Origin of the sequence: Bacillus sp. MM2020_4 (genome assembly GCF_011250555.1) — a bacterium.
GTDB lineage: Bacteria > Bacillota > Bacilli > Bacillales > Cytobacillaceae > Neobacillus.
This window is the reverse complement of the sequence record NZ_JAANMZ010000009.1, coordinates 61,966-75,188: the sequence shown is the minus strand read 5'-3', so window position 1 is coordinate 75,188 and position 13,223 is coordinate 61,966. Positions and strand designations below refer to the sequence as shown.

Annotated in this window: 14 protein-coding genes and 1 riboswitch; of the genes, 5 read left to right on the top strand and 9 right to left on the bottom strand. The window is 39.4% G+C overall.

Going from position 1 to position 13,223, the window contains the following annotated elements; translation table 11 throughout:
* Positions 1-138 precede the first annotated feature (138 nt).
* The 4 genes from G6554_RS08995 to cax form a co-directional block, all read right to left on the bottom strand.
* Positions 139-339 carry an SE1561 family protein gene (locus G6554_RS08995; RefSeq protein WP_166240913.1) on the bottom strand — a complete coding sequence of 67 codons (201 nt, stop codon included), beginning with the start codon at positions 337-339 and terminating at the stop codon, positions 139-141.
* Positions 340-473: 134 nt separating this feature from the next.
* Positions 474-1,295 carry a YfkD family protein gene (locus G6554_RS08990; protein WP_166240911.1) on the bottom strand — a complete coding sequence of 274 codons (822 nt, stop codon included), beginning with the start codon at positions 1,293-1,295 and terminating at the stop codon, positions 474-476.
* Between the two features lie 112 nt (positions 1,296-1,407).
* Positions 1,408-2,025, bottom strand: a complete 618-nt coding sequence (locus tag G6554_RS08985) for a YczE/YyaS/YitT family protein (protein ID WP_166240909.1) — start codon at positions 2,023-2,025, stop codon at positions 1,408-1,410.
* A 425-nt stretch (positions 2,026-2,450) separates the two neighbouring features.
* Complete coding sequence (gene cax, locus G6554_RS08980; RefSeq protein WP_166240954.1) at positions 2,451-3,515, bottom strand: calcium/proton exchanger; 1,065 nt, start codon at positions 3,513-3,515, stop codon at positions 2,451-2,453.
* A 185-nt stretch (positions 3,516-3,700) separates the two neighbouring features.
* Between cax and G6554_RS08975 the strand changes: the two genes are divergently transcribed.
* Positions 3,701-4,876, top strand: a complete 1,176-nt coding sequence (locus tag G6554_RS08975; protein WP_166240907.1) for an MFS transporter — start codon at positions 3,701-3,703, stop codon at positions 4,874-4,876.
* 232 nt (positions 4,877-5,108) lie between these two features.
* On the top strand, positions 5,109-7,025 hold the full coding sequence (locus G6554_RS08970) for a heavy metal translocating P-type ATPase (RefSeq protein WP_166240905.1): 1,917 nt from the start codon (positions 5,109-5,111) through the stop codon (positions 7,023-7,025).
* Between the two features lie 310 nt (positions 7,026-7,335).
* On the opposite strand, the gene G6554_RS08965 is transcribed toward G6554_RS08970, so the two are convergent.
* Both G6554_RS08965 and G6554_RS08960 read right to left on the bottom strand, forming a co-directional pair.
* A complete protein-coding gene (locus tag G6554_RS08965) occupies positions 7,336-8,172 on the bottom strand; it encodes a YihY/virulence factor BrkB family protein (RefSeq protein ID WP_166240903.1) in 837 nt (278 codons plus the stop codon).
* A gap of 16 nt (positions 8,173-8,188) precedes the next feature.
* On the bottom strand, positions 8,189-8,560 hold the full coding sequence (locus G6554_RS08960) for a YtxH domain-containing protein (protein WP_166240901.1): 372 nt from the start codon (positions 8,558-8,560) through the stop codon (positions 8,189-8,191).
* Between the two features lie 228 nt (positions 8,561-8,788).
* On the opposite strand from G6554_RS08960, the gene G6554_RS08955 reads away from it, so the two are divergent.
* On the top strand, positions 8,789-9,013 hold the full coding sequence (locus G6554_RS08955) for a DUF1128 domain-containing protein (RefSeq protein WP_166240899.1): 225 nt from the start codon (positions 8,789-8,791) through the stop codon (positions 9,011-9,013).
* 92 nt (positions 9,014-9,105) lie between these two features.
* On the opposite strand, the gene map is transcribed toward G6554_RS08955, so the two are convergent.
* On the bottom strand, positions 9,106-9,855 hold the full coding sequence (map, locus tag G6554_RS08950; protein ID WP_166240897.1) for a type I methionyl aminopeptidase: 750 nt from the start codon (positions 9,853-9,855) through the stop codon (positions 9,106-9,108).
* 275 nt (positions 9,856-10,130) lie between these two features.
* Here map and G6554_RS08945 point away from each other — a divergent pair, with 275 nt between their 5' ends.
* Positions 10,131-10,460 carry a helix-turn-helix domain-containing protein gene (locus tag G6554_RS08945; protein ID WP_166240895.1) on the top strand — a complete coding sequence of 110 codons (330 nt, stop codon included), beginning with the start codon at positions 10,131-10,133 and terminating at the stop codon, positions 10,458-10,460.
* A gap of 80 nt (positions 10,461-10,540) precedes the next feature.
* Here the strand turns inward: G6554_RS08945 and G6554_RS08940 are convergent, their stop codons facing one another.
* Positions 10,541-10,675: an anti-repressor SinI family protein gene (locus G6554_RS08940; protein ID WP_166240893.1), complete on the bottom strand. Its 135-nt coding sequence runs from the start codon at positions 10,673-10,675 to the stop codon at positions 10,541-10,543.
* Positions 10,676-10,705: 30 nt separating this feature from the next.
* A riboswitch (cyclic di-GMP riboswitch) is annotated at positions 10,706-10,796 on the bottom strand.
* A 563-nt stretch (positions 10,797-11,359) separates the two neighbouring features.
* Between G6554_RS08940 and G6554_RS08935 the strand changes: the two genes are divergently transcribed.
* Positions 11,360-11,560: a hypothetical protein gene (locus G6554_RS08935; protein ID WP_166240891.1), complete on the top strand. Its 201-nt coding sequence runs from the start codon at positions 11,360-11,362 to the stop codon at positions 11,558-11,560.
* A 66-nt stretch (positions 11,561-11,626) separates the two neighbouring features.
* Here the strand turns inward: G6554_RS08935 and hutH are convergent, their stop codons facing one another.
* Positions 11,627-13,144 carry a histidine ammonia-lyase gene (hutH, locus tag G6554_RS08930; protein ID WP_166240889.1) on the bottom strand — a complete coding sequence of 506 codons (1,518 nt, stop codon included), beginning with the start codon at positions 13,142-13,144 and terminating at the stop codon, positions 11,627-11,629.
* Positions 13,145-13,223 lie beyond the last annotated feature (79 nt).

Genomic DNA, 13,223 nt, shown 5'->3' with positions numbered 1-13,223 from the left:
CCCACATTATTCTTTTTATAATATTACAACTTTTTGCACGTCTACATTATACTCCTATAATCACTAGATATAAAGGATAAGCTTGCAAGCGAATACATGGCATTTTACCCCAGATTTTCCCCGTAAAAAAAGAGTCTGCTATTTAACAGACTCACTTGCTTCACGATTATTAAATTCTCTGCATTTTGATTCCATATCATCAAGCATCGAAATTAAACGGTCAATATCTTCAAGGTTCGCATCTTCCGGATCAATGGCATCTAGCACATCAATAAACATATTTAAGCGCTGTTTTAAAAAATCGACCTGTGAATTTTTTTCTTGAATCGGACTGCCCAAGCTATATCGCTCCTTTCATTACCGTATTCATCCTATCGAAAAATGGAAGCTTTGACAAATAGTATGTCCTATAGTATGTCCTACTTTTTATAAAACAAAAAGACCCCTGTTGCCAGGAGTCCCTACGTCCAAAATTATCGTGGCCGTTCTGATGCAGCGAAACCAAATGATACATAATCCTGGACAGGGATCCAGGCACCAATCCCTTGTGAGGTAACGTTTTTCACGACAATAAACTTTTTACTGCCTTTTAGCATCAAATACACTTCACCGTAGGTTACTTTACCCTTTTCATTGACACCTGGTGCATAAGCATATAAATAGCCCAGACGATTTGCAGGGATGTTATAAATATGATCATTTTTCGTACCTGCTCCGATAATTGTTTCAAACGCGAGCGGCAGATGGGTCTTTTCCATCGCCTTTAGGAGCATCATCTTTTTTACATCTTCTGCATTGGCAATTTTAGCTGTCAATCCGCCTCGGATAATCTTTTGTGACTCCTGCACATACTTTATTTGATATGGCACTTTTCCACCGCGATTATCAAAGTAATTCGTATTTATTTTTTGGTACTCCCAATTTGGCGAAGTTTCCGATGATTCATAGTTCAACGGCCATTGGCCAAGGTAGATAATCGCACGATATCCAACAGCAAATGGGGTACTGTTAATACTTGACTCATTGAGCATTCGGATTAAATCAGGGTTTTCAATTTTTTCTTTTGATGAGTTTATTAACTTTTTGGTTAAATCGCTTGGCTTCAGTAAAGGCAAATTCTGCGTTGAATTCGGATACGTATTTTCCTTCGAAATGTTCCGAACTGAGGCAGGAACTTGATATTTCACTGAAGCTGGTGCTGGTGCCTTTTTCACCGCCGCTTTGTGGGCGAAAGCAGACGGAATAAAGGAAAGCATTAATAGCAGTGTCAAAAGTAAAGAAATATGTTTCTTCACAGGGTAAACTCCTTTCACTAGTAGCAGTAATAATGTCTCTACGTAGTTTTTTCGGAGTTCATTCATATTATCCATTCCAGAAATTTTTTTCTAAATTTCGCCTAACTAAAACTCAATATTTTAACTGAAGGCGGTGCATTAATTTTTCAAAGTATGGAAAAAACAGTTGAATCGCCGGACCTACTGTAAAAGTAATAATAATGGTTCCGTAAGAAATTGGCCCTTTTAAAATAAATGCCGGAATTAAGGCAGTAATTTCACCAATTGTTTTGGCCATCATCAGGTTCACGTTGAAACGTTCTTTTATTGCTAACATAAAATTGTCAATCGGACTTTGCGGGAACTTTGCTTGCAAATAGATGGATGCTCCAAATCCAATAATTAAGATGCCAGCGAGCAGCATGCCTAATTTGGCGATAAATGGGTTCACCGTAAACAGATCAAAAACAGTCATAAGCCAAAAATCTACTAAAGAACCGATGACAATGATTGTTAAAAAGGAAAGAAAATCGGGTCTCCTTTTTACTAACAGGGCATTAACAAAAATTAAAATGGCCCCGTCAATCATCACCCATTTGCCGACGGATAGCCCCACCTTCTCCGTTAGCACGACGTTCAAGGCATCCCAGGCTCCTACACCAATATCAGCCACTTTAATGGTCATACAAACCCCAAAAGTCATAATCGTTAGCCCAATAATAAAAAATAAAAATCTAATAAAAAATTTCATTTGTCGCTCCTTTATAATAGGTAAAAACGTAATAGAAATGTAATAATCTGATTATTTACAAAACTCTATTTTAGGATTATACTATACTTAACCTTTCAAAAAAGGAGGGCTGTAATCAATCAGCTAACAAGTTACTTAATTATCTTTAAGGAGGTTGGGATTCCCGTCTTATATTTACCTTCAACACTCGTGTTTTTCGCAGTCTAAATTAACATGAAGGTTGGTGATTGATGGACCCAAAGAAAGCGATTGATTTATAAACCCAAATAACGGTTACATTATAGCACAATAATGAAGAATTACCCCGTACATTTCAAACATTAGAATACTTTGAAACAAAAAGAAGACTCTAGACCATTAGGCCTTGAGTCTTCTTTTTGTTTCTTAATTGGTGCCTGACACCCATAATGGTATTTCGACCTTTCTTATAGTAGAAAGAAGCCGATTCCCATTATTACGTAGGCTGCGAGCAGTGTTAGTCCTTCGAACCAGTTGGATTCCCCGTCATTTGAGATGACAACCATCAGTAGGACTGATGAGACCATTGCAATTAATTCCTGCCAGCTGAATACCAGCGGCATTGATTGCTCAAAGAAGAGCGAAATCAGGACCAGGACGGGTAAGACGAACATGGCCACTTGTAAGGTTGAGCCGATGGCAATTTCAACTGCAATATCCATTTTATTTTTGAATGCCATCAAAACGGCGGATGCATGTTCTGCCGCATTTCCGACGATAGCTACAATGATGACCCCAATGAATAGCTCTGACCAACCGAACGTCTCTCCCACATATTCGAAGGTATGAACGAGATGTTCTGAAATATAGGCCACAGCTAACGTTGCAACCAATAGAACCCCGATGGCCTTCCCCTTTCCCCATTCCGGTTCCTCGTCTTCGTGACCAACCTTTTCCGTTTCTGTTTGATAAACCCCTCTATGGGTAACAAGTTTAAAAAATAATGCTGCTAGATAAAGGAGAATTAAAATGATCGAGATCCCAATACTTAGGGAAAAAGTTTTTGCTTCATTCATATTTATCGAAAATACCTCTGGAATAACAAAGGCAATCATCACTGCAAACATCAGCAGGCCGGAATTGTGCCGTGCGTCAAATACATTAAATTCCTGCCGCTTGAATTTTAGTCCGCCAACAAAAAAAGAAAGTCCGGCAACCAATAGCAGGTTTCCAAGGACGGAACCGGTTAATGAGGCAAGAACAATGCCCACTAGTCCTGCTTTTAGCGAAAAAACAGATATAATCAGCTCTACCGCATTTCCAAAGGTTGCATTTAAAAGACCTCCAATGCGTGGGCCCGCAACAATAGCAAGACTTTCAGTTGCCCTCCCCATATAGCTTGATAACGCAATAATCGTTAAACAATAAAGAATAAATAGAATAATACTTGGCCACTGCATCAGTGTTCCGATGACTGACAGGGGAACTCCGATAAATGTTAGCAGCATAAAGACTTTATTAGCCAATGCCATCCCTCCACTTTTCATTTTTTATACTCTTCCCTTTTACTTCCCTTTATTTGTTTCCGCTAGTCCCTATACCATCTGCATAACGAAGCAGGAAAATAATTCATTTTCAACCAAAAGAGCCCTTATCTTGTTATAATAAATAATTGATAATTAATACTCAACCAAATTATTTTTTCTAGAGGTAAAAAATGATAAACGTTAATACGAATTTTAGATTTTGGATATTAGTTAGTATTGTGGCGGTCTCGGGGTTTAGTCAAGGAATGCTCCTCCCACTAATAGCAGTTATTTTTGAACATAGTGGCATTTCCTCATCATTAAACGGATTAAATGCGACGGCACTATACATAGGAATACTTTTAGTATCCCCATTTATGGAGCAACCTCTTCGGAAATTTGGCTATAAGCCCATAATCATTTTCGGTGGCTTAATGGTAATTGTCTCATTGGCATTGTTTCCGTTGTGGAAAACATTTTGGTTTTGGTTTATTTTAAGGCTTTTCATCGGAATTGGCGATCATGCCTTGCATTTTGCTACACAGACGTGGATTACTTCCTTTTCACCCGAAAAGAGGCGGGGAAGAAATCTTTCGCTCTATGGATTATTTTTTGGGATAGGATTTGCCACCGGACCATTAATGACGCCATTGGTTAATGTTAATGAGGCCCTTCCATTCATGCTATCTTCTGCTTTATGTTTGGTGGGATGGGTCTTCCTGTTTGCCCTTAAAAATGAACTTCCGGATCAAGAAATAATGGTCCATTCCTTCACTGCCACGATAAAGCGATTTTCACAAGCATGGAAATACGGATGGGCTGCCTTTCTGCCCACACTTGCCTATGGTGTATTAGAGTCATCTCTAAATGGAAGTTTTCCAGTATATGCATTAAGGATCGGCATCGATGTGAAGAATGTTTCGATTCTTTTAGCATCCTTTGCCATTGGTGCGATTGTATTTCAGCTGCCATTAGGTATGTTAAGTGATAAATTGGGACGAAGGACTATTCTAATCACTATCCTATTTCTTGGGTCCATTTGCTTTACAGCTGCGAGTTTCTTTGAACAATCCTTTTTCTTGCTGGCTGTCTGTTTATTTGTTGCAGGAATGTGTGTGGGCTCCACATTCTCACTTGGTATTTCCTATATGGCAGACTTAATGCCGAAAAAATTATTTCCAACCGGAAATTTACTGTGTGGGATCTTTTTCAGTCTGGGTAGTTTAATTGGCCCTACATTGGGTGGATTTTTTATTCAGTATTTTAAAAATATCAGCTTCTTTCATATAATCAGTACATTATTTTTTATTATCTTCCTAATCATCTCGTTAAATAAGGAAAAGTCATTGGTTACGGTAAATGAGTAAGTATGGAAATGAAGCAAAATCATATCTTAACGCATAGACTATGTGGTAAGATTAAGGAAAATAAACTAGATAAATTTTTGAGATTTTTGCTGTCATCACTTCGATGACAGCTTTCGTGTTTTTTAGGGGTAATGACATTGATTATTTTTATCAATTAGAAATAGAAAAGCTGAAGCTAGACATTTCTCAAAGTCGAGATTGTTACCAATGTTGAACCAGAGGGGGAGAAACAATGAGTTCCGAAGCAAAGACTCTTGCAAAGGGTATTCAGAAGACTGGCATGATAGAAAAAATGAAACCACATCTCGAATTGATCGCTGCGGGGTTAAGTGGGGTGTTGATTTTAGCTGGCTGGCTGTTTGATAAGTATGGAAGCGGCGCTGATTCTATCGTCGCCTACCTATTGGCATTTGTGATTGGCGGTTTTGCCAAAGCAAAAGAAGGCATTGAAGCCACCTATGAAAATAGAGAGCTGAACGTTGAGATGCTGATGATCTTTGCCGCAGTTGGTTCCGCTATCATCGGGTACTGGACTGAGGGGGCTATTTTAATCTTCATTTTCGCTGTCAGTGGTGCCATGGAAACCTACACCATGAATAAAAGCCACAAGGAAATTTCTTCGTTAATGGAGCTGCAGCCGGAAGAGGCATTGCTGATCACCAACGGCTATGAAAAAAAGGTGCCTGTTTCAGAGCTAATGGTCGGTGATCAGATCCTCATTAAACCAGGGGAACGTGTCCCTTCAGACGGAATGATTATCAAGGGACAAACCAATATTGATGAAGCAGCGATAACAGGTGAATCAATGCCTGTTTCTAAAGGGGAAGAAGCAAATGTATTTGCCGGAACCGTTAATATGACAGGTTCAATTTCTGTTCGGGTGACAAAGTCGAGTCAAGATACTCTTTTTCAAAAAATCATTCAGCTTGTTCAATCGGCTCAAAGCGAAAAGTCACCGTCACAGTTGTTCATTGAACGATTTGAAGGAACCTACGTTAAGGTAGTCTTGCTTGTTGTGATTTCAATGTTTTTCCTGCCACACTTCTTTCTTGGCTGGAGCTGGCAAGAATCCTTTTACAGGGCAATGATATTATTAGTGGTCGCATCCCCCTGTGCACTGGTCGCTTCCATCATGCCCGCTACGTTGTCTGCCATTTCAAATGGAGCCAAACATGGGATATTAGTAAAGGGCGGGGTGCATCTTGAAAATTTAAGTCATTTAGAGGCCATCGCTTTTGATAAAACCGGTACGCTCACAAAAGGGAAACCGGAAGTCACCGAAATAATTGTTAAGGAAGGCCTTGAAAAAGAGAATCTCATTTGGAAAGCGGCTTCGATAGAAAGTCATTCGAACCATCCGCTGGCACAGGCCATTGTTCATTATGCGAAGAAGAATATGAAAAAAGAACTATTTCACCCTGACACCCTTGAAGATATCCCAGGTTGGGGTGTTAAAGCAGAAGTAAATGGAGAACAGTGGAAGATTGGCAAGGCAGCATTTGTTGGGAAAGAAAATGTTGATCGGTTTGCCGATGGAAAGGCTAAAGACCTTGCAAGTCTTGGCAATACGCTCGTGTTTATTGAAATAGATGGGGAGCTTTGTGCAATGGTGGCGATGAAGGATGTCGTTCGTGAGGAAACTAAGTTTGCCATTGACCATTTAAAGAAACAAGGTATTCGAACCGTCATGCTCACTGGCGATAGTGAAAAAACAGCTCGTGCTATTGCTACGGAAAGTCACGTCGATGAATTTTTCGCGGAATGCCTCCCAGAAGAAAAAGTGGAACAGCTCAAACAACTGAAGGAAAAATATAAAACTGTTGCAATGGTTGGTGATGGTATCAATGATGCACCTGCATTAGCGATTGCAAATGTCGGGATTGCGATGGGTGGCGGGACAGATGTAGCTCTAGAAACAGCTGATATTGTTCTCATGAAAAATGATTTACCGAAGATTTCTGAAGCCATCCACCTTTCACAGCGTATGAACAAAATCATCAAACAAAATGTCATTTTCTCTATCACCGTAATCATGCTGTTGATTTCATCAAATTTCTTTCAAATGCTCGATTTGCCCTATGGGGTCATTGGCCATGAAGGAAGTACGATTCTTGTCATTTTAAATAGCCTGCGATTATTAAAGTCATAGGTGGAAATTCGTTAAATGGGCCGGGTGAAGCATTATTCACCCAGCCTTTTTAGTAGGATATCATTTCAACTTAGAGAAATGGCAAGCACCAGCGCCCTAGCTGACCAGTGCGCTTCCGCTTTTCGCTTTAGTGGTATCCGTTAGATCCATTTGCCGATCCGGACGTTTTGTTTCCTTTACTGCCTTTGCCTTTTTGCTTTGTACTTCCATCCTTTTTAGTATGCTTTGTCATCGACTAAAACCTCCCTTATTGGTGGGTTACCCCTCTATCCTAGTTTGGGCAAACGACCTTTTTTCATGAAGGTAAGTATTAGCAATTTGACCGATTCTTTTCACTATAGAAGGCATTAATTTCGCCGCCAATAATAATAATGAACGCAGAAATATATAACCAAATCATTAAAATAATAATGGTTCCAATACTGCCATAGGTAAGTGAATAGTTACTAAAATTACCCACATAAAAGGATAAGCCGATGGACGAAAGAATCCATCCAAGAGTGGCAAATATAGCTCCAGGAAAAGCACTCCGACAGCGCAGTCGCACATTGGGGGCAATCCAATACAATCCTGTAAAAATCAGAAATAAAATAATGGCACTCACGAGCCAGCTTAATGTACTCCAGATCTTAATAAATTCTGATGTGTATCCTAATTTTGAAAATAAGAAAAGCCCAATTTCCCTGCCGAATATTGGTAGAACAATGGCCAGAAGAAAGACAAAGATCATCGCAAAGGTTAGTACGATCGCCATTCCACGTGAGACGATGTATGAACGGCTTTCCTTTACATTGTAAGCCTTATTAAAAGCCCTCACAACGGCATTTATTCCATTAGAGGCTGACCAAATCGTCCCGATTATCCCGAAGGAAAGCAACCCGCCATTCCGATGTGTCATGATTTCATTGACATTCTTTTCAATTAACTCTATCGCTTCCGCCGGTGCAAAATCCTTGATCATCCCCAGCATGTCTTGATGGGGAATCGGGAAGTATGGTAAAAGCGTAAAGATGACAATTAAGAGTGGAAACAAGGAAAGAAGAAAAAAGTAGGCCAATTGTGCGCTTAACCCTGGCAGGTCATCTTCTTCAATCCGGTGCCAAAGTAACCTTATCAATGAGGAACGTACATTCACCTCTTTGCCCATTGCTCTACCTCCTTCTTTATTTGATCTTTACTCCTTCTCCTCTAACTTCTTCTAGTAGGTCTGCTTCTTCACTACCAGTGAATGTATCTTTTGTTTCTTTCATCATTTCTGTTACCTGTGGTGTAAGCTCCTTTATCTCCTCCACCTTATCTGTAATATAGGAAATGTCTTCGCTCACCTGTTCAAAGGTTGTTTTGATTTTATTCGCCGTTCCCTTTACTTTGTCAGCTATTTCTCCCGGATTTCGGACAATATAGGCCACTTTGTTTGAGGTTTTTGAAAGGTTTTCCTTCATCGCCTCTCGTGTTGGTTTGTCAAATAAACTGATAGCCCCACCCGCAAGGGCTCCAAGAAGCATACCCTTCCAAAATTGATTCTTTCTCGTCATCTTAACCTCTCCTTATACCATATAAATATCATCAAGCGTCATTCAAAGAAATGAATACCAAAAATGAATCCTATCATTATTTTGCTTTATGTAACCTTCCTATGCAAGTCTCACACGGTAACTTTTATTCCCTATCTATGGTTAAACTAAACTTCAAAGGAAGTTTGTATTGACAGATACTTTTTAACATGAAAAGATTGGATTATTAATTCGGAAAGGGTGCCCGAAATGAATTTATCAGTAAGATCTGTAGAAAATGTCGAATATATGATTGAACAAATTAAGGATAAATTAAGAGTGCTAAACCTTGGAGCTATCAAGCCTTCACACTTTGACGAAGAAATGTATGAAGAATTAAAAGAAATTTACGATATGGTCATGAAAAAGAATTCATTTAGTCCCAATGAAATGCAGGCCTTAGTCGAAGAGCTTGGAAATCTTAGAAAGAAATAAGAAAAAACCCGTTATTGTGCCAAATAACGGGTTTTTCTTTGGACAATTGAAGCAGTGAAGCAGGGGACGGTTCTTCTGCATCTTAATTTGGTTTATTTCTGTTCAGTTAGGATGATGGGGCCATCCTTGGTAATCGCAAGTGTATGCTCGTATTGAGCAGAATATTTTCCATCAAAGGTTCTAGCTGTCCATCCATTGTTATCCATCTTTGTTTGATATCTACCGATATTCACCATTGGCTCGATGGTAAAAACCATGCCTTCTTTAATTCTCGCGCCTTTACCGGGCAAGCCATAATGCGGTACATCTGGTTTCTCATGAATCACCGCACCAATCCCATGACCAATGAAATCCCGAACAACAGACAACCCTTGGCTTTCAACGTAGGTTTGAATGGCGTGGCCAATATCCCCAATTCGATTGCCTGCCACGGCCTGTTCAATCCCCTTATACAAGGCTTCCTTTGTTACCTGTAATAAATGATCTGTTTCCTCCGAAACCTGGCCAACTGCATAAGACCATGCCGAATCGGCCAAAGCCCCATTGTACCTAACCACCATATCAATTGTGACAATGTCCCCTTCTTTTAAGGGTTCTTTTCTTGGAAAGCCATGACATACTTCGTCATTGATACTGGCACATGTTGCATATTCATAGCCCTTATATCCCTTTTGTTCCGGTGTCGCTCCGTTTTCGTTTAGAAATTTATTAACAAACTCCTCTATTTCCCAAGTTGTGACACCTGGTTTAATTAATTTTGCTATTTCTTTATGACAGGCTGCAAGAATATCTCCAGCCTTTTTCATTGCTTCAATTTCACGTTGTGATTTAAGAATGATCATATAGGAGGATCCCCTTCCTTTTTTGTTTCATTTTATGTATATTTAACAATATGATTCAGCACGGCATATCATTTTTGTAAAAGCGTGCTCTTGGCTGACAACACATTTTATATTACCTCTATCTACTCGTTTTTTCAAAAATTTTTACTGCAGGTTCGAAACGACTATTTCCATGTTCATTATATTGTAACATTCAGATGTTCTTAATATGGTACTTTTCCATTCTATTTGGTAGAATGAACATATTAATATTAAAAATAGGTGTGTGAGGCTCAATGATTGGTGACCGTGTTAAAAAATTCCGCTTAGAAAAGAAAATGTCACTATCCGAACTTGCTGAACAAGCAGGAGTGGCTAAATCTTATTTAAGTTCCCTTGAAAGAAATCTGCAAAAGAATCCTTCTATTCAGTTTCTCGAAAAAATTGCTGCTGTATTAAATCTTCCAGTTGAACATTTAATACATGAGCAAATCGATAAGGATACATTAGATAACGATTGGATGAATCTAGTCAAAGATGCCATGAGCTCAGGCATTTCAAAAGATCAATTTCGCGACTTTCTCGAATTCAATAAGTGGCGGATTAACCAAAACAATAACGAATAGGAACTGTTTTATCCCGAAAAGAAAAGCATTCAACAAAAAATGTCATTTTTTGTTGAATGCTTTTTTATTTAGTATGTACGTCAGCTTTCATCCTGGTTGTCTCGATTAAGAAAATCACGTACATCTTCAATTGATAGTCCAAGATCCTTTGCTTCCAGTATTAGTGCCATCCATTCCTGATCGATTACATCCACTTCACTTTCTGTAATAATCATTTTTCTCACTCCTAAAATACGATTCGTATTCCAGGCAGCCCGGCCACCGTAGCAGTTAAAAACCTGCCTTAGATCCTCGGCTTTGCGTCCCTGCTTTTCAACAAGTTTGCCTTTTTCTGTCACCAGTACAACTAATACATGACCGATTACCTTTTTCGCTTTTCCCTTGCTAGGCCGATTTACTTATTCAACTAAATGATATGTTCATTATATCTAGTCCTTTACTAACATGGTGTTATATTTTGTCAGTATTGTAAATTTTCTAACTTCTTTTTCTAACAAAATATCCCATAATCCTACAAAATTAAAAAAGCCTTTGAATCAATGTAAAAGTAGCGATAAAAAGAGAACGCCTGCCATTTTTATGTTAAATAGATTTGTCTAAATTGTGACAGTTAGCATATAATATTAACAACATATAAATATACTTAATATTATTAATATTCCAAAAATGGCGGTGAAGTAATGCTATGACTGTTGTTCATGTCCTAAACTTTTCAATTCCGATTGCATTCATTGTGTTTGCCGGCTATTTTCTTGACAGGATGTGCAAACCTGATAAAGCAGAAACAAAAGCTGGTGATGAGTGAATAACCACTCTATTACCAGCTTTTTTTCTACTCGTTCGTAATTTTTTTTAAATATTCGGGAATGCTACAGGTGATGACGAAAGGAGTGGTCCGTATGGCACGAGGAGAGCATTTTGAACATAAAAAGAAGAATCATCCTGGTGAGTTTCCAATGAATAGTGTAACAGAAAAGCATACAAAGGAAGCCATTGGGGATGAAGAATTCCTTGTTACCAGAGAAGCATTTAAAAATAGAGTCGAGGAAGACGAGGGTCGGGGAGATACCGCCCGCTTGCTGCCGGAACAAATGGAGTAAAAAAGCGCAACCACCCTGTTAGATATAAAAAGGCGTGAATGATTCACGCCTTTTCATTTTTGCCTATTAATATTCGATCGCAAGCGAAGCCACGAGTTGAGAAAACTCTATTGTTTTTAACCATTCTGCAGCTTTTTCGATATCTTTTGAAAAAATGCGGTCTTTCGTAATGGATGGAACCTGCTCCCGTCCCTTTTCATAGAACATTTTTGTATGACTTGCCATTTTATCTACTCCACGAATTTCTACAGCCTGCATTGCGCAAATCAGCTCAATAGCCAGCACTCTTCTGACATTCTGAATAATTTGATACGCATGTCTTGACCCGATCGTCCCCATACTCACATGATCCTCTTGGTTTGCTGATGATGGAATCGAATCAACACTTGCGGGATGGGCAAGTGTTTTATTCTCAGAAACCAATGCCGCGGCCGCATATTGCATGATCATTGCTCCAGATTGTAATCCGGGCTCGGGACTTAAGAATGGCGGTAGGTCATTTAGCTGCGGGTTAACTAATCTTTCAATGCGTCTCTCCGAAATATTGGCTAATTCCGCGACCGCAATTTTCATAAAATCCATGGCAAAAGCAATTGGCTGTCCGTGGAAGTTTCCTCCGGAAATAACCTTTTCACCATTATCAAAAATTAATGGATTATCGGTTGCTGCATTCATTTCTATTTCTAGTTTTTCTTTTACATAATCAAGTGCTTGCCATGAAGCACCATGTACTTGTGGGATACAGCGCAGCGAATAGGCATCCTGGACTCTTATTTCCCCTTGCTGGGTTGTTAATAAACTGTCGCTTAAGTAGCGGCGGATTCTTGCCGCTGTATCGATCTGTTGTTTATACCCTCTTGCGATGTGTACCTCTTCAGCAAATGCGTCAATAATTCCATTTAACCCTTCGATGGTCATAGAGGCAATCAGTTCACTTTCATGTGCTAACTGCTCTGCTTCCAAATAACCGACAACCCCCATTGCGGTCATCGCCTGTGTCCCGTTAATAAGGGCCAGCCCTTCTTTTGCTTCTAAAGTTACAGGGAGGATGCCTTCTTGTTGAAGCGCCTCAAGAGATTCCATTCTTTCCCCTTTATAAAACACTTCGCCTTCACCGATTAACACTAAAGCAAGATGCGATAACGGCGCCAAATCACCGCTTGCACCAAGGGATCCTTGCTGCGGAATAACAGGGATGATGTCCTTGTTCACTAATTCCAATAGCTTTTCAATGACAAGCGGTCTAATTCCCGAATAACCTTTTAAAAGTGCGTTTGCCCTTAAGAGAACCATTGCTTTAGCAACAACCTCTGGGAATGGATCGCCTACACCGCATGCATGAGAGCGTATTAAATTAAGCTGCAAGTCTTGTACATGATCCTTATCGATCAACACATCACTAAATTTTCCAAATCCTGTGGTAATCCCATAAACTACACGCGATTCTGAAACGATTCTCTCAACGGCTTCCCGGCTTTTTTGAGCCGCTTCCATACTCTTTTCTGATGCGTTGACCTTTTGCTTGCGGTATAAAACATCCTTCATTTGCTCTAGTGTTAGACTGTTACCTGTCAGTGTAATCATATTTCTCGCTCCTCTACCACTTTAGTATAATAAAGAAAGAGGCTGGATTCCGAATCTTACTTGATTGGGAGTCCAGCCT